This window comes from Polyangium sp. 15x6, assembly GCF_029960785.1.
Lineage (GTDB): Bacteria > Myxococcota_A > Polyangia > Polyangiales > Polyangiaceae > Polyangium.
This window is the reverse complement of record NZ_JASBQE010000005.1, coordinates 193,428-210,493: the sequence shown is the minus strand read 5'-3', so window position 1 is coordinate 210,493 and position 17,066 is coordinate 193,428. Positions and strand designations below refer to the sequence as shown.

The 17,066-nt window shown below is 67.7% G+C and carries 10 protein-coding genes; 6 read left to right on the top strand and 4 right to left on the bottom strand.

Annotation, left to right across the window (positions count from 1 at the left end):
- Positions 1-5 precede the first annotated feature (5 nt).
- Positions 6-1,931 (bottom strand): acyl-CoA dehydrogenase family protein, encoded by a 1,926-nt coding sequence (locus tag QHF83_RS06385; protein ID WP_282416880.1) that lies wholly within the window; start codon positions 1,929-1,931, stop codon positions 6-8.
- A 4-nt stretch (positions 1,932-1,935) separates the two neighbouring features.
- Positions 1,936-2,574 (bottom strand): TetR/AcrR family transcriptional regulator, encoded by a 639-nt coding sequence (locus QHF83_RS06380; RefSeq protein ID WP_282416879.1) that lies wholly within the window; start codon positions 2,572-2,574, stop codon positions 1,936-1,938.
- A 164-nt stretch (positions 2,575-2,738) separates the two neighbouring features.
- Here QHF83_RS06380 and QHF83_RS06375 point away from each other — a divergent pair, with 164 nt between their 5' ends.
- The 4 genes from QHF83_RS06375 to QHF83_RS06360 all read left to right on the top strand — a co-directional run bounded on the left by QHF83_RS06375 (position 2,739) and on the right by QHF83_RS06360 (position 7,674).
- On the top strand, positions 2,739-5,150 hold the full coding sequence (locus tag QHF83_RS06375; RefSeq protein WP_282416878.1) for a TonB-dependent receptor: 2,412 nt from the start codon (positions 2,739-2,741) through the stop codon (positions 5,148-5,150).
- A 14-nt stretch (positions 5,151-5,164) separates the two neighbouring features.
- The gene (locus QHF83_RS06370; protein WP_282416877.1) at positions 5,165-6,010 is read left to right on the top strand and encodes a hypothetical protein; all 846 of its coding nucleotides are present in this window, start codon (positions 5,165-5,167) and stop codon (positions 6,008-6,010) included.
- Positions 6,011-6,021: 11 nt separating this feature from the next.
- The gene (locus QHF83_RS06365; RefSeq protein WP_282416876.1) at positions 6,022-6,882 is read left to right on the top strand and encodes a hypothetical protein; all 861 of its coding nucleotides are present in this window, start codon (positions 6,022-6,024) and stop codon (positions 6,880-6,882) included.
- 189 nt (positions 6,883-7,071) lie between these two features.
- Complete coding sequence (locus QHF83_RS06360; protein WP_282416875.1) at positions 7,072-7,674, top strand: prepilin-type N-terminal cleavage/methylation domain-containing protein; 603 nt, start codon at positions 7,072-7,074, stop codon at positions 7,672-7,674.
- Between the two features lie 3 nt (positions 7,675-7,677).
- On the opposite strand, the gene lon is transcribed toward QHF83_RS06360, so the two are convergent.
- Positions 7,678-10,089, bottom strand: a complete 2,412-nt coding sequence (gene lon, locus QHF83_RS06355; RefSeq protein ID WP_282416874.1) for an endopeptidase La — start codon at positions 10,087-10,089, stop codon at positions 7,678-7,680.
- A gap of 170 nt (positions 10,090-10,259) precedes the next feature.
- Between lon and QHF83_RS06350 the strand changes: the two genes are divergently transcribed.
- Entirely contained in the window at positions 10,260-11,480 is a 1,221-nt protein-coding gene (locus QHF83_RS06350) for a GNAT family N-acetyltransferase (protein ID WP_282416873.1), read from the top strand.
- Here the strand turns inward: QHF83_RS06350 and QHF83_RS06345 are convergent, their stop codons facing one another.
- A complete protein-coding gene (locus QHF83_RS06345) occupies positions 11,481-13,556 on the bottom strand; it encodes a glycoside hydrolase family 76 protein (protein WP_282416872.1) in 2,076 nt (691 codons plus the stop codon).
- Positions 13,557-13,866: 310 nt separating this feature from the next.
- Between QHF83_RS06345 and QHF83_RS06340 the strand changes: the two genes are divergently transcribed.
- Entirely contained in the window at positions 13,867-17,055 is a 3,189-nt protein-coding gene (locus QHF83_RS06340; protein ID WP_282416871.1) for a beta-propeller domain-containing protein, read from the top strand.
- Positions 17,056-17,066: the final 11 nt, after the last annotated feature.

Genomic DNA, 17,066 nt, shown 5'->3' with positions numbered 1-17,066 from the left:
GGGCTTCACTCCGCGGCGACGGCCTGCTTTTCGGCCTCGGGCGACAGCATCGCGAGGATGCGCCCGCCCGTCGTGGTGATTTCCTCGTGAAGCGCGCGCGCCCGGAGCTCGGCCCGATCGAGATACCTCTCGGCGAGCTCCCGCCGCCCCGGATGTTTTTTCGCCTGTGCGACCAGGATCTCCGCGATGGCCTCGTCCGCGAGGAGGCGAATGAGCCGCTCGGCGTGCAGCATCGCGAGCGAAAAATCCCGCTTCGGATCCCAGCCCTTCGTCAAGGCGTCGCGCCAGCCCGCGAACGGCACGACCGAAAGCGTCCGCAGCTTGCCCGCCGCGGTGCGCGTGAGGAGGTGCTGCTGGGCCGAAAGCGAATACCCCTGCACCCGCGCGAGGCGCCGATCGAGCTCGTCTTTCCCGGTGAGCGCGCCGAGCCGCGCGTCCGCGATCCGCCCGAGGAAATCACCCGGCCGCTTGATGGCGCCGATCAGCGTGTCCTTCATGGCCATGAGCGCCTGGATCTGGCTCGTCCCCTCGTAAATGGGCATCACGAGCGCGTCGCGCAAAAGCTTCTCCGCGCCGTAATCCTTCGTGTACCCGACGCCGCCGTGGATCTGGATCGCGCGCCGGGCGATCTCCACGGCCTTCTCCGCGGCCAGGTATTTCAAGAGCGGCGTGAGCCTGCGCGACCGCGCGCGCCACCGCGGCAGCTCACGCGCCACGCGCTCCCGCTCGGCCGGCCCGAGCCCCGCCGAGAATCGCTCGAAGAGCACGAGCTTCTGCGCCATCTCCTCGCTGTACGCCGCGTCCACCGCGAGCGCTCGCAGCCCCTGGATGTCCGTGCGCATCTCGTCGAGGTAATCGGCGATCATCTCGTGCCGCGCGATCGGCTTCCCCATCGAGCGCCGCTCCTCGGCATACTCCTTCGCCAAACGATACGCGCACTCCGCGAGCCCGATGCTCTCGAACCCCACGCCGACGCGCGCGTTGTTCATGAGCACGAGCATGTATTTGAACCCCTCGCCGCGCTTGCCGACGAGCTCCCCCGGCACGTTCTCGAACGAGAGCGCCGCCGTCACCGAGCCGTGGTGCCCGATTTTTTCCTCGACCCGATCGATCGTCACGTACCGCTTGCGCGTCCCGTCCGGCAGATCGTCGTACGCCTTGACGAGGAACATCGAGAGACCACCGAGCCCCGCGAACGGATCGGCCGGGTCCTTCGCGTCCTCGGTCCGCGCGATGACGAAATGGTATTTCCCGTGCCCCGACGTGATGAAAATCTTCTGGCCCGAGAGATACCAGCGCCCGTCGGCCCCGAGCTCCGCGCGCGTGCGCAAGGCGCCCATGTCGCTGCCCGCGTTCGGCTCCGTGATGTCCATGCAGCCCCAGGCGTCGCCGCGGGCGATCTCCTCGATCGCGCTCGCGAAACGCGTGGATTCGATCCGCCCGCGCGCCGGATCGAGCGCCGTCGATCCCTCGTGGATCGAATACACGAGCATGGCCATCGCCATCCCGCCGTGGAACGAGTGATGCGTCATCACCGACACGTCGGCGCGCGCGATCATCTCCCCGGAGAGGAAATACAGAAGCAGCGGCGCATTGAGCCCGCCGAGCTCGCGCGGCAAACACAGCCTGTGCAGCTCCGCCGCCTTGATCGCCTCGAAGATCTGGTTCATCGCCGGCCCGGCGATCGCCTCACCGTCTTCGAGGTGCGTGTCTTCGCGATCGATCGCCGCGGCGCGCGTCGCGATCTGCTCGGCCGCGAGCGCGCCCGTGGATTCGGCCACTTCGCGATAGAAGGCCACGGCTTCCTCCGGCGTCTTGAAGCCCTCCTCGGTTCGATAACCGAGCTCGGTCACCTCCACGAGCGGAGCCCAGTCGACGCCTTCCTCGAAATGGAACCGCAGGTCGTCGTTGTCGGTGAAGAAATTGGCCATGGATTCACCTCGTCGGAAGGGCCCCGCCGCGCGGCCGGGCGGGGGTAAACAAGCTCGCGCGCGCGATCCGGGCGAGCTCCTTGTCGCTGCGGGCGCGCGCGTCGTCGTCGAGCGCCCCTTGCATCACGGACGCCGTCGCGACCGCGGAGATGACGAAAAGCATCACTTGCACCACGTATGCCTCCGGATCGACGTCTGCGTGGTGTTTTCCCGCGGCCTGCCCGGAGCGAATGTACCCCGCGACCGCCTCGAGCCATGGGCGCACCGGCCCTCGCAAGAGCTTCCGCATCTCGGCGGGCCGATCGAGCGCCTCGCGCAAGACGACCCGCGCGCGGTCCGGATCCGCGGCGAAGAACCCGGAAAGCTCGCCGAACACCGCCTCGAAACGATCTTCGCTCGCCGCCGCCGCGAGCAAGAGCCGCGGCAACGTATCGTTCCAGTGGGCGAGGATCGCGCCGAGGACCGCCTGGCGCAGGTGCTCCTTCGACGGGAAATGGTGCAGCACCGCCTGCTTCGTCAACGAGACCTCGTCCGCCACCGCCTGCAGGCTGGTCGCGTCGAAGCCTTGCGCCGCGAAGAGGCGCGTCGCCGCGGCGATGATGGCGCGCGGCACGTCGGGGTCGGGAGATCGAGCCAAAACCATCCGGTCAGGAGTTCCCTACCAGTTGGTAAGCGACGAGTCAAGATGGGTTTGCCGTCCCGCGTCATGGAGCCGCCGCGCCGGGTGAGACGTACGTCTGCCGGCCGATCGAAACGGGTGGCACGCTGCACATTATTCGTGCTACCAGCTCGGGACGGGTTCTTCGTTTGCGTCCGCGCCTCCTTTTCCCTTCGTCCCTCCTTCTTCTGGCATGGCTCGTCGCCTTGCCCGCGCGCGCGCACGACGAGGTCACGCCGCCCGCGCCGAAGAGCCAGCCCGCGCCCACGTGGCCCGAAGGCCGCGCGGAGGCGCACGACGTGATCGTCCCGCTTTTGATCACGGTCGGCCCCGACGGCCGCGCCGTGGCGATCGAAGTCGAGGCGAGCGTCTCGCCGGCCTTCGATGCCGAAGCGATCCGCGCCGCGGCGCAGTGGACATTCGAGCCCGCGCGCCGGGGTGGCACGGCCGTGAAAGCGCGGATCCGGATGATCGCCCGATTCGAGGGCGTGGCGGCGGTTTCCCCGGACAAACCAGCGGACAAACCCGCGCCCGGCCTCGTGGACCCGCCCTCGCATCCCCATCCGCATCCGCCGCCGCCCCCGCGGCCGATTGCCGTGACCGTTCGCGGCGAAGGTCCTCCGCGCAGCGCCTCCGAGGTCGTGCAAAGGCGCGACGTCCTCGCGGCGGCGCCGCATCGCACGGCGAGTGATCTCCTGCGCGTCGTGCCCGGCGTTTTCATCACGCAGCACGGCGGCCAGGGCAAGGCGCACCAGATTTTTTTGCGGGGCTTCGACGCGGCGCACGGCCAGGATCTCGAGCTCCGCGTCGCGGGCGCGCCCGTGAACGAGGTCTCGAACATCCACGGCCAGGGTTATGCCGACCTGCATTTCGTGATGCCCGAGGTCGTGAAGAGCGTCCGCGCGAAGGCCGGGCCCTACGACCCGCGGCAGGGTGATTTCGCGGTCGCGGGCACCATCGAAATGGATCTCGGCCTCGCCGAGACGGGTTTTTCCTCGTCCCCCGGGCTCGGCACCTACGGCGAACGACGCCTCTTCCTCGCCTATCGGCCCGCGGGCACGACCGAAGCGACGTTCGGCGCATTCGAGGCACAAAGCACCGACGGATTCGGCCCCTCGCGCGCCGCGCGCCGCGCCTCGGCGATCGCCCAGCATGTCTTTCCGATCAGCACGAGCCTCTCGGCCCGCGTGATGGCCTCGGCCTATGCGGCGCGCTTCTCCTCGGCGGGCGTCCTCCGCCAGGACGACGTCGAGCGTGGCCTCGTCGATCGATTCGCGACCTACGACGCGCGCCAGGGCGGCGACTCGACCCGCATCCAGGTCGTCCTCTCCCTCGATCACGACGACGAAAACGGCAAGGCGCGCTTCTCCTTCACCCCCTACTTCGTCGCGCGTGGCCTCCGCCTCCGCGCCAACTACACGGGCTTCCTCCTCGACCCGATCGACGGCGACTCGCAGCAGCAGATCAACGAGGCGACGACGTTCGGTTTGTCCACCCATTACCACCGCAAGACGCAGATCTTCTCCCCGGAAGACGCCCTCGAAATCGGCGTCCAGGCCCGCGGCGACTCGATCGAGCAATCGCAGCGCCGGCTCTCGGTCGTCACCGATCGCGTGATGGAAACGCTCGTCGACGCCCACGTCCGCGCCGCCGATGTGGCCGGGTACGTCGACGCTTCGCTCCGGCCTCTCCGCCGTGTGGTGATCCGCGGCGGCGTGCGCGTGGACGGGCTCTTTTATGGCGTCACGGACCTCGCCGCGGGCGAAGGCGCGGGCGCGGCGCGGGCCGCCATGGGCGCGCGCATGGGAGGAAAAGCGACGGTCGACGTCACCTTGCTCCCGGGCCTTCACGCGGTCGCGAGTTATGGCGACGGCTTTCGCTCCCCGCAGGCCCGGACCCTCGGCGACGGCGAACGCACGCCCTTCACCACCGTGCGCTCCTTCGAGGCAGGCCTCCGTTATGCCGACGGCGACCGCATGCGCGCGAACCTCGCCGTCTTTCACACCCGCCTCTCCGACGACCTCGTCTTCGACGAAAAGGCCGTCGCCTACGAGCGCGTCCACGCCACGCAGCGCACCGGCTTTTCGCTCGATTTCGTCCTCCGCCCGCGCGCGTGGATCGTCGAGAGCGGCAGCGTCACGTATACCCGCGCCTCGTTCACCGAAGCGGGTCCCAAGGGAGACATCGGCTCGCTCGTCCCCTACACGCCGCAGCTCGTCGCGCGCACCGACATCGCGCTCACGCCTCGCCTCGCCCGCCTTTTCAGTCGGGATCTCGTCGGCAAGATTGGCGTCGGCCTCGCGTACCTCGGCGTCCGGCCCCTGCGCTTCGCCGAGTTTGGCCGGGACATCTTCCTCGCCGACGCCACGATTGGCGCGCGGCTCCGCGAGGTCGAGATCGAGCTCGACGTCTACAACCTGCTCGACGCGAAATGGTACGACGGCCAGTTCACCTATGCTTCGAGCTTCACGCGCGGCGCGGCGTCTTCGCTCGTGCCGCTCGATCACGTGACGGTGGGCGCGCCGCTCACCCTGATGGGCACCCTCTCCCTCCACCTCTAGAACCCGAGGAACACATGAAGCTCTCTATGGTTCGTCTGGGCCTCTCGTCCGCCGCCGGGTTTTTCCTGGTCGGACTCTCCCTCGCCACGGCCACCCTCGCCTCCGCCTGTGGCCCCGCCGAGACCACGAGCGGCAAGCGCGTCGCCTTGCAGACGCGTATCGTCGCCGACGACGGGATCGACGCGCCGTTCGTCAATGCGTACGGCTGGTCGATCCGCCTCTCGCTCGCCGCCGTCTCCGTCGGCCCGCTTTATTACTTCAATGGCGCGCCGATCTTCTCGGCCTCGGCCGCGCCTCCGCGTCCGCGCGATACGTTCGCGCGATTTCTCGGCCTCGGCCTGGCCCACGCGCACCCCGGCCATTACCAGGCCGGCGACGCGATGGGCCAGGTGCTCGTCTCGTCCTCGGTGGACCTCGCGAAAGGCCCCGCGGACCTCCCGCCCGGCGAGGGCGTGGCCGGACTTTATCGCTCCGCCCGCTTCACGTACGAGCCTGCGCCCACGGGCGACGCGAAAGACACGCTCGCGGGGCACGTCGTCGTGCTCGAAGGCGAGGCGAAAAAAGACACGCTGACACGAATCTTCCGTGTCGAGGCCGACGCCTCCGACGTCCTCGACGCCTACGGCGAGCCGCGCCTCGAAGGATGCGCATTCGAGGGCGAGCCCGACGTGCAAGACGACGGCACGATCACGATCCACGTCGCGCCGAGCGTATGGCTCGATCAAGCCGAATTCGACGCGGTTCCGGAGAGCGCGGACGGTTCGCCCGTGGTCCTGCCGCGGGACGGCCTGGCCTTCCGTGCGATCGCGCGCGGCTTCAAAAAAGGGTCCGCCGTGACCTTCGAATATTCGACACCCTGAGGAGAACACACATGAAACGACTGTTTGGAGTGACGCACCTTTGCCTCGCCGCCGCGCTCCTCGCCGGCTGCGGCGCCGATGAATCCGCGGCCACGGGGGATGTGGTGATCACGACCTGGGGCGAGGGGTACATCGAGGAGGAGATCCCGGCGTCCGACTTCGAGGACGGCTGGAACATCAAATTCTCGAAGTTTCTCGTCGTGGTCGGCGGCGTGCGCATCGCCGACGATACCGGCGCCCTCGTCGAGATAACCACCACGAAGCTCGTCGATCACGTGGCCCCGGGGGTCAAGCCGGTCGCCACGTTCGCCAACCTCGAGGCCAAGCCCTGGACGAAGGTGAGCTTCGAGATTCGCCCCGCGGCGAGCGATACCGAGCTCGGCGACGGCGCGACCTCGGCCGACCTCGACGCGATGAAGCAAGGCAAATACGCCATCTGGGCCGAGGGCGAGGCCACGAAGGGCGCCGTGAAAAAGACGTTCCGCTGGGGCTTCGGCGTGCCCACGGCATACACCGAATGCAAAGGCGAAAAAGACGGCCGCGAGACGGTCGGCGTCCTCGTCACGAACGGCGGCACCGACAACGTGGAGCTCACGATCCACGGCGATCACCTGTTCTACGACGACCTGCAATCGCCGAACGCAAAGCTGCGCTTCAACGCCCTCGCCTCGGCGGACACGGACAACGACGGCGAGGTGACGCTCGCCGAGCTCGCGGCCAAGAAGCTCGTGGACATCGATCCCGCGGACGGCGCCTATGGCACGGGCGCGGCCGGCGACGTGAACGACCTCGGTGCGTTCGTCACGGACCTCTCTCGCACCGTGGGGCATTTCCGCGGCGAGGGCGAGTGCATCGCGACGGATCCGAAATGACCGTCTCTCCTTGACAGAAATGGTCACCCCTCCCCCCTTGAAGTGACGATTTTCGTCACCGGAGCGTGACGCACCGCAGCGCCTGCGGATCGGCGCGCTCCGCTTTCTTGCATCGAAGCGCAGAATCCAGGACGATACGCGGATGGCACGTGGCGTGCTCGACGCGCGCTCTCCAGGGGAACGAGGAACATGAAGCGGCGGAGGGAGGGGCGAGGGTTTACCCTGGTCGAGCTGATGATCGTGGTCGCGATCGTCGGCATCCTGGCAGCGCTCGCCATTTTCGGCGTGCGGCGTTATCTCGCGGCGGCGAGGGTCAGCGAAGCGAAGCAGACCCTCGGCGCCATCGCCCGCGGCATTGCGATGCTCACCGAGCGCGCCGCGAAGAGCGAGGTCCTCGCCCTCGGCAGCCTCTCGGAGGCGAGCACCACGACCTGGTGCCCCGAATGCGGCGGCACCATGCTCTGCGTCGCGCCGCAAAACGTCCCCGCGGCCCGGAAATACCAGCCCGAGAACCTGAGCGGCAAGGACTTCGACCAGTGTTGCTGGCGCTGCGTCCGCTTCGGCCTCGATGACCCGACGTATTACCAATATCGGTATTCCGTGGGTCAAGCGTATCTCGGCCCGCCCCTCGGCGGCCCCGATCCCGGCGCCACGGGCGTCGAGGTCGCCGCCGTGGGCGACCTCGACGGCGACCAATCCGTCAGCACGTTGACCATGACCGCCACACGCGACGCGCCCACCGGCCAGCTCCGCTTCTCCACGCAGGTCTTCGTGTCGAACGAAGACGAGTGAGATTCACGCCGCCCGCGGCGTCTCCACCTCCACCGGCCAGGCGGCCGCAGGCGCCGCGCGCAAGGCGATCGCCAGCACTTCGTCGAGCGTCTCGACGAGGTGGAAATGCAGCGACCGCAGCACCTCCTCGGGCAGATCCTCGAGCTCCGCTTCATTGTCCCGCGGCAGGAGGATCTCCGGAATGCCCGCCCGGTGCGCGCCGAGCACCTTTTCCTTCACGCCGCCGATCGGCAAGACCCGCCCGCGCAGCGTGATTTCTCCGGTCATCGCGACATCGCGCCGGACGCGTTTGCCCGAGAGCGCCGACACGATCGCCGTCGCCATCGTCACGCCCGCGCTCGGCCCGTCCTTCGGAATCGCGCCGGCGGGCACGTGGACGTGGATGTCCCGCCCCTCCAGCCGCTCCCGCGGCACGCCGAGCGCGGCGCTGTGCTCGCGCGCATACGTCAGCGCCGCGCGACCGCTCTCCTTCATGACGTCGCCGAGCTGCCCCGTCAGCACGAGCTCGCCCTTGCCCGGAACGATGCTCGCCTCGACGTGCATGATGTCGCCGCCCTCCTGCGTGTAATACATGCCCGTGGCGACCCCGAGTTCGTCTCGATCGAGCGCGGTCGTGGGCCGCATGCGTGGGCGCCGCAGGAGCGCCCGGACGTCCGCCACCGTCTCGACCAGCACCCGCTGCGCCGCGCCCGTCGCAATGCGATGGGCCGCTTTTCGCGCGAGGGAGCCGATCGCCCGTTCGAGCTGCCGCACGCCCGCCTCGTGCGTGTAGCTCGTGACGACGTCGAGCAGCGCCGCGTCCGATACGACGAGCTGCTCCTCTTCGAGCGCGCACTCGCGCCGCTGCCGCGGGAGCAGATACCGCCGGGCAATCTCGAGCTTTTCGATCTCCGTGTATCCCGGGAACGTGATCGTCTCCATGCGATCGAGCAGCGGCGCCGGGATGCCCTCGCGCAGGTTCGCCGTGCACACGAAGAGGACCTCCGAGAGGTCGAAGGGCAAACCGAGGTAATGGTCGACGAACGTCACGTTCTGCGCCGGATCGAGCACTTCCAGGAGCGCCGCCGCCGGATCGCCCTGATACGAGACGCCGAGTTTGTCGATCTCGTCCAGCGTGAAGACGGGGTTCTTCGAGCCCACGCGCCGCATGCCCTGCAGGATGCGGCCGGGCATCGCGCCGACGTACGTGCGCCGATGCCCGCGGATGTCGGCCTCGTCGCGCGCGCCGCCGAGCGAGACGCGGATGTATTTGCGACCCATCGCCCGCGCGATGCTCTCCGCGATGCTCGTCTTTCCCGTGCCGGGCGGCCCGAGGAAGAGCAGGATCGGCCCGCGCGCCGCCCGCTGCGCCCGCTCGGGCGCCGAGATCTGCCCCTTCAGGCGCAATTTGATCACACTGAGCAGCTCGAGCACCCGGTCCTTCACGTCGCCGAGGCCATAATGGTCCTCGTCGAGGATCCGCCGCGCCATTTCCAGATCGACGTGGTCGTCCGTCCGCCGATTCCACGGCAAATCGCCGACCCACTCGAGCCAGCTCGTCACGACCTGCGCCTCGGGCGAGGTCTCCCGGCTCATCCGCCGCAGCCGACCGAGCTCGCGGCGCACCTCCTCGCGCACCTCGATCGGCAGATCCGCCGCGTCGATCTTCTTCTCCAGCCGATCCGCGATGCCCGCTTCGTCCTCCTCGCCGAGCTCTTTCTGGATCGCCTTCAATTGCTCGCGCAGATAAAGCTCCCGCTGCCTCTCGCCGAGCTCCTCCTGCACCGTCGTCCGGATCTTCTCCTGCGTCTCGGCGATCCCGATTTGCCGATGCAAATGCACCGTGAGCGCGCGCAGCCGCTCCACGGTCCGCAGCGTCTCCAGGAGCCCCTGCTTTTCGGCCACCGGGAGATCGAGGTAAAACGCGACGTGGTTCGCGAGCGCGCTCGGATCCTCGACGCCGCCGAGGAACTGCTCGAGCGCCTCTTTCGGCGCGCCGCGGCGCTTGCCGTACTCGATCGCCCGCTCGCGCACCTCGCGGGCGAGCGCGAGCACGACCGCTTCCTCCCCGGGGCGGCGAGGCAGATCGGCGAGCTCCACGCAAGCCGCGCGCAGGATCCCGTCCTCCGTGACGTATCGCAGCGCCGTGGCGCGGCGCTCGCACTGCAAGACGAGCGAGAGCCCCGTCCCCAGCCGCTGGACCTGGGCGATCCGCCCGATCACGCCGACCGCGAAGAGACTGCTCTCCGTGGGCTCCTCCGAGGTGTCACGTTGCGCGACGGCGAAGACGCGCTTGTCCTCCCCGTCGGCGCGGAGCGCTATCTCCACCGCGCGCAAGGTCTTCAGCCTTCCTGCGGTGATCGGCGTCGCGAGCCCGGGAAACAGCACCGTGTCGCGCAGCGGTAGGACGGGCAAGGTGAACCGTTCGGCCATCATTTCCCCCGGATTTGGCGGTCAGATCGACGTTTGCGAGGGCCGTGCCATCGGGGACGTCACCGATCGTCCACCACGAAGACGCCTATGCGCCCCTCCGCGCGCCCCGGCGACACACGGAGCACGGAGCAAGCGCGCGGGCGGGACGAACCATGTGGTAGGTTCGTCCCGCCATGTCCATCGAGATTCGCCTCCTCGGCCCCGAGCACACGGACGAGTTTGCCCACCCCATCCTCACGGCCTTTGGCCTCCCGCCCTCGCCCGAGCGCGCGGAACGAGCCCGACGTCTTCCCGAGTTCGCCACGCGGATCGGGGCTTATGACGGCAATGAGATCGTCGGCGCCGCCGGAGCATTCGCCTTCGACTTCAGCACGCCCGGCGGCGGCACCGTGCCCACGTCGGGCCTGACGATGGTCGCGGTGCTGCCGACGCACCGGAGGCGCGGCATCCTGCGGAACCTCATCGCGCGACAGCTCGCCGACGCGCGGGACCGCGGGCAGCCCATCGCGGCGCTCTGGGCGACCGAGGCGACGATTTACGGTCGCTTCGGGTACGGCATCGCCGCATTCTCGGGCGACGTGTCGATCGAGCGCAACCGCTCCGCATTCGTGGGTTCGCCCGTCCCCTTCGAGGCGCATTTCGTGAGCGAAGCGGAGGCGCTCGAACGCATGCCACGCCTGTACGAGCGCGCGCGCCGCGCCGCCCCGTGCATGCCGTCGCGCTCGCCCCTCTGGTGGAGCTTTCGGAGGCTGCTCGATCTGGAGTCGGTGCGGGCCGGATCGGGGCCGCAGCAGCGCGTGATCGTGAAGGTCGACGGCCGCGACGAGGGTTATGCGCTTTATCGCGTCCGCCTCGAACACTCGGACCCGCAGATCCCGACCACCGTCGTCACGGTGCAGGAGGCGATGGGCGCGTCGCCCGCGGGCACGCGCGCCGTGTGGCGGTACCTCTGCGACCTCGACCTCGCGACGCGGATCAACGCCACGTGTTTGCCCCCGGATCACCCGCTCTTTCTCCTGCTCGCGGAGCCGCGGCGGATGCATTACCGCACCTACGACTCGGTGTGGGTCCGCATCGTGGACGTGCCTTCGGCGCTCGCGGCGCGGCGTTATGGCGCGGAGGGCTCGATCGTGATCGAGGTCGACGACGAATTCTGCCCGTGGAACACGGGGCGGTATCGGCTCGACGCGGCCACCTCGCGCGTGACGCGGACCGAGGAGCCCTGTGATTTGCGGGTAACGGCCGCGGCGCTCGGATCGGCGTACCTCGGCGGGTTTTCGTTCTCGCGCCTCGCGGAGGTCGGAGGCGTCGCTCCGCGGACCGACGGCGCGCTCGAGCGCGCCGATCGAATGTTCGTCGCGCCGCGCCACCCGTATTGCCCCGAGATTTTCTGATTACTGCGGCATCCCCTGCGGCGGCGGGCCGGGCGGCCTCGGGCCCCGGCCGCCCTGGGGCCTGAAACCCTTGGGCAAACGAGGCCTCGGCGGCCCGTCGTCCGGCCCCCCGCTCATCGGCCCGCGGCGCGGGCCTTTCATCGCGCCCTCCTCGGCCGGATCCTCGGCGCGGGACATCGGCGCGTCGTCCGCGCCCTCGGGGTCGTCGCCGCCGGCCCGATCCTCGGCCTCGGCTTTCTTGTCATCGGCATCGGAATCGAAGGCGAGCCTCTCTGCGAGCGGCATCTCGGGCAGCTCGAGCAGCGCGCCGTCCCCGAGGAACGGCAGGATGTTGATGTACGCGTTCATGGCGTGACAAACGGAGTCTGTCCGGACGTACCGTTCCCGCACGCTCCAGAACACGCCGCCCGCGGCCGCCTTCGGGTTCTTCACCACGAAATCGTTCTCGGGCGCGTAGGTGTATTGCATGATCTGCCGGACGGCCGCGACCACGGCGTCCTTGTAGGCGTCGCAGTTCTCCTTGCCCTTGTCGCGGCAGAACATGAACACCTCGCTCATGACCTCGGCGAGCCATCCCGTGCCGCTGCTCGAAAGCGAGCCCTTCCAGCGCCCATGCCGGTAGGCGTCCTCGGACCGCTTCCATTGCCGCCCGAGGAGCTCGCGCGAGCAGCGGAAGACCAGGTCCTCGATGCGTTTGTCGCCGGTGGACTTCGCGAAATCGAGCAGCGAGAGGACGAGCCACGAGCTCGAGATCGGGTTCGGCTTGCGGTACTCGTCGCCGACGTAGCAGCCGTTCTTTTCGACCTTCTGCGAGAGGAACATTGCCGTCGACGCGGCGGCGTCGAGGTACTTCTTGTCCTTCGTCGCGCGGTGCAAACGCGAGAGCGCCGAGAGGACCTGCCCGGTATACAGCGTCGACTCCTTTGCCTGCACCGTCCAGGGCCCGCCCTCGTGCTGGCTCAACGACGCGCGCACGGCGCCCGTGGGGAGCTGCATCGAAATGAGCCAATCCCCGGCCTTGCGCGCGGCGTCCATGTACTTCGCGTCCTTCGTCAGGGCGTGGAGCTCGAGCAGCGTGAAGATCGTCTTCGACGTCGTGCCGACGACGAGCTTTCGCTCGGGTTTGCCGCGCTTCAGGTCGAGCGTGTAGAAGAACCCGCCCGCGGTGTGGTCACGCTCGTCGCGGCTCTGCATCGAAAGGAGGAATTCGGCCGTGCTCTTCGTCTTGTCGAGCAGGCTCTTGTCCTTCTTCATCGCGTGGAGCTTGAGCAGCGTGAAGCCCGTCGAGGCCGTGTAAATGGTGTGGAGCTCGGGCTCGAACGCATCCGCCGGGGCGTGATAGTACTTGTGCGCCCCCTTGTGCTCGGCGTCGAGGACGCGAAGCAGATACGCTTGCCCCTCGTCGATGCGCTTCGCGAGCAGCGCCTTGTCGAACGATCGAAGCGGGACGAGCCCGTGATCGAGCTCGAGCCCCTTGCCCTCGTGTTCGAGGATCGACATGCCGTGGTCCGGCAGCTCGATGGCGAGCCGCGTCGTCCCGAGCGCCTCCTTCGTCCCGCCCCCGGAGGCGATGGCGCGCCGCGTTGCTTCTTTCAGCGTCACGCATAACGACGCGTCCGAAGCCTCGCCGCGCGCCACCTGCACGCCTTCACGATATCCCCACACGACGGCGCGGAATGGCTTCGCGGAGGTCACGGGGAGCTCGCAGGCGACGCTCTCCCCTTCCTTTTCGATCGCCGCGACCTTTCGGGCGAAGCCGAGGACGCGGTCCCGGAAGACCTGATTGTCGAGCGGCGCGCCCGCATTGTCGGGGCCCGTGATCTTCGGGTCCGGCACCTTCGGCAGGTTCTCGGCGATCTTCGCGTCGAAGCGGTCGTCGTGCAGGTCCGGTCCGCGGACGCGCGCCTTCTTCTTGTCGGGCGAAGGAGCCGCGCTCGCCGCGCCGCTCGGAGCCGGCGCCGCCTCGCCCTCTTTCGCGCCGTCGCGCTGGCAGCCCGCCGCGCCGAAGAAAGACAGCGCCGCCGCGGAGGCGAGCGCCGAAAACCAGGCTATCGAATGAGGGCTTCTCTGCCGCATGGAATCGTCCTGAAGGGAACTCCGACCCTTACCAAGGATCGCCGACCTGCGCAAGGCCGCACGAAATCGTCGCACAGCCCAGGGCGTCCCCCGGGGACGGAGCGTCCGCGACACCGCAGCAGATATTTTGCACCCATACGGACAGCAGGTTTTCGCCATTGACGCAACGCACGGCATCGTTGTCCGACATGTATGCACATAGGCGCTCGTGAGCACGGTGCGGCGGCGCCTTGACGACCCCCGGACGCGTCGGTTAGGTAGGAAGACTTTTATTCCTTCATCTTGTGTGAAGGACGAAGGGAGCGACTCGATGCGCAGCTTCTTGAATCGTGGCCCCGTGGCACGAACGGCGGGTCTCTTGACGGCGCTATTGTTCGTGGCAGGGCAGGGGTGCGCCACGAATACGGGTGATGGAGAGGAGAACACGGGCGAGAGCAAGGAGGCCGCGAAGGGCCCGACCTCGTTCCTGTCGGCCGATCAGCCGAACTACCAGTTCACGTGGGGCGAAGAAGAGGAAGAGGAAGAGGAGGAAGAAGAAGAGGAGGAGGAAGAGGAGCAGGAGCTCGAGGAGGGCGACATCTACCGTGTCATGAACAATGGCACCCTCCTGAACCTCAACTGGTATCGCGGCCTGCAGGTGATCGACGTCAGTGACGTGACCGAGCCCAAGGTCGTCGGCCAGCTCCAGGTGGGCGGCACGCCGGTCGAGATGTACGTCGACGGGACGCGCGCGATCCTCTTGATGAACGACTGGTACGGCTACAAGGGCAAGCCGAACAGCCTCGAGGTCGACAGCACGTCGGGCGGCACCGTGCTCCTCGTCGACATCTCGAACCCGTCGAAGCCCGTGGTGCGCTCGCAGTACGACGTGCCTGGGTACATCCAGACGAGCCGCTACGCGAACGGCGCCACGCAGGACGCGCTGTTCGTCGCCGCGAGCCACTACGACTGGTTCATCAACGATCAAGGCTACTGGGAGTGGATCCTCGGTAGCACCGTGAAGAGCTTCGACGTCGACCAGACGGCGATGACGGAGAAGAGCGAGCTGCCCCTCGGCGGCTACGTCTCGGCCATCCACGCGGAAAACGAGGTGCTCCTCGTCGCGCGCGAGCAGCACTGGTGGTCGTCGGGGCAGAGCGACGTCGCGATCATCGACATCTCCGACAACGCCGGCACGATGGTCCAGCGCGACGAGGTGACGGTCAACGGCTACATCCGGTCGCAATTCCACATGGACTACCGGAACGACCAGCTCCGGATCTTCTCGGGACCGCAATGGAGCACGGGCGATCATAGCTACCTGCAGACGTACGACGCGTCGAACCTCGACAACGTCGTGCCGATCGACACGGTGGCGTTCGGCGAGAACATGTCGCTCTTCGCCGCGGTCTTCCTCGACGATCGGGCGTTCGCCGTGACGTACCGCAACTACGATCCGTTCCACGCGTTCTCGATCGATCCGAACGGCCACGCCGAGGAGAAGAGCGAGTTCATCGTGTCCGGCTGGAACGACTTCTTCCGGCCCGCGTTCGACAACACGCGCCTCGTCGGCATCGGCGTCGACGATCAGAACGGCCGCAAGCTCGCCGTCAGCCTCTACGACATCACGAACCTCGAGAACCCGAACCCGCTGCTCGCCCGCAAAGAGGTGGCCGGCGAGGACCACGGCTGGAACTGGTCCGAGGCGAACTGGGACCACCGCGCGTTCAGCGTGCTCCACAACGCGGTGAACGTGACGGCGCCGACGGGCGAGGCCGAGACGGGCCTCGTGCTCCTGCCCTTCGCCGGCTACAAGTACGTGAACGGCACCTATTCGTACGAGTCCGCCGTCCAGATCTTCACGTTCTCGAACTCGACGATCACGCGGCGCGGCATCATGGACCATACGGACGCGGTCCGTCGCACGTTCAAGCTCGACGCGACGAACGGGGCAAACCTGTCCGAGACAAACCTCCGCATCTGGGATCAATCGAACCTCGACGCGCCCGAGAAGGTCGGCGAGCTCGGCCTCGCCCCGGATTACACGCAGGTTTGGGTCTTCGACGACCACCGCGCGCGCCTGCGCGGACCGGACTTCGACGATTACTGGTACTGGTACGATCCGAACGCGAAGGCCAAGGTCGAGATCATTCCGGACGACGAGCCCGTCGACACCGGCACGCCCGTGGCGACCATCGAGATCCCGGTGAACGCGCAGTACTACCAGGTGGGCGACCTGCTCGTCAGCGTCTCCGGCAAGTGGATCGACTATCCGAACTTCGAGACGACCATCAAGGCGTGGGACCTCTCGGATCCGGCGCACCCGGTCGAGGCCGGCCAGCTCGTCACGACGGAGCTGCCGTACAGCTACTACTACTACGGTTACGGGGCCGGGGGCGTCGTCGGAAAGAAGACGCTCGGGTTCGTCTCGACGACCGACGTCCCGGGCGAGCCGGTCGCGATGGAGTATTGCTACTCGTACACCTACAACTGGTCGTCGTGCCGGGGCCAGGAGGGCTGCACGGTCTTCACGGGCAGGCGCGAATGCCGAAAGATCAACGACGGCGCGCTCGAATACTGCGTCGGCGGGTTCGCGGAGTGCACCGATCACGCAGACGCGGAGTCGACGTGCGTCCCGCTCGACTGGTCGGAAGCGGAATCGCAGGCCTGGTCGTACTGCTACGGGAGCGACTACGAGGCGGCGCGCTACCGGACGAAGGCAAAGCTCACGCTCGTGAATTTCTCGAACCCGTCCCACCCGACGCTCCTCGCGCCGATCGACGTGACGGCCGGGCAGGACGAAGAGTTCGTCCAGGTGAACGCGGACGACGACGACATCTATGTCACCGTCAAGAAGTCGGAGACCAAGCCCGGCGACACGCGCCCCTACGCGCGGTATTTCCTGAAGCAGATCGACCTGAAGCACCCGTCACAGCCGAAGCTCGAGGCCCCGATGAACGTGCCGGGCAGGTTCATCGCGAAGAAGGGCAACACCCTCTTCACGCAGGATCTGGTCTGGGGCGACAGCCAGTACATCGAGACCGCCGTCGCGAAGCTGCAGATCAAGGGCAAGAAGGCCGAGCTCGACAACTATCACCACTTCGTGAACAGGTCCGTCGGCCAGCTCTTCATCGACGGCGACAGGCCGGTCGCCGCGCACAACCTCGTGTGGGAGCCCTACAGCTACTACACGAACAACAATGACCGCTTCAGCGTCCTCAAGCCGAAGAGCGGCAACAACAATACGTTCCAGGTCCTGTCGAACGTGAAGCGCCCGGCCAACGCGACCTTGCTCAGCGTCGACGAGCGCCGCGCCTTCTTCTCGCTGAACGGCGGCGTTCTCATGGCGAACCTGGACGACCCGACGACGCCGACTTCCACGGCATTCTTCCCGGGTTGGAACTGGTACTACAGCGTCACGCCGGTCATCGACGACGACGAGGTGCTGATCGCGGCGGGTCGCTACGGCGTGCACGAGGCCGATCTCGACACGGAAAACCTGCTGTCGAGCGGCAATTAATCTGTCCCTCC

Coding starts and splice junctions, on each gene's coding strand:
- QHF83_RS06385 (WP_282416880.1), bottom strand. CDS start 1,931: ATGGCCAATTTCTTCACCGACAACGACGACCTGCGGTTCCATTTCGAG.
- QHF83_RS06380 (WP_282416879.1), bottom strand. CDS start 2,574: ATGGTTTTGGCTCGATCTCCCGACCCCGACGTGCCGCGCGCCATCATC.
- QHF83_RS06370 (WP_282416877.1), top strand. CDS start 5,165: ATGAAGCTCTCTATGGTTCGTCTGGGCCTCTCGTCCGCCGCCGGGTTT.
- QHF83_RS06365 (WP_282416876.1), top strand. CDS start 6,022: ATGAAACGACTGTTTGGAGTGACGCACCTTTGCCTCGCCGCCGCGCTC.
- QHF83_RS06360 (WP_282416875.1), top strand. CDS start 7,072: ATGAAGCGGCGGAGGGAGGGGCGAGGGTTTACCCTGGTCGAGCTGATG.
- lon (WP_282416874.1), bottom strand. CDS start 10,089: ATGATGGCCGAACGGTTCACCTTGCCCGTCCTACCGCTGCGCGACACG.
- QHF83_RS06350 (WP_282416873.1), top strand. CDS start 10,260: ATGTCCATCGAGATTCGCCTCCTCGGCCCCGAGCACACGGACGAGTTT.
- QHF83_RS06345 (WP_282416872.1), bottom strand. CDS start 13,556: ATGCGGCAGAGAAGCCCTCATTCGATAGCCTGGTTTTCGGCGCTCGCC.
- QHF83_RS06340 (WP_282416871.1), top strand. CDS start 13,867: ATGCGCAGCTTCTTGAATCGTGGCCCCGTGGCACGAACGGCGGGTCTC.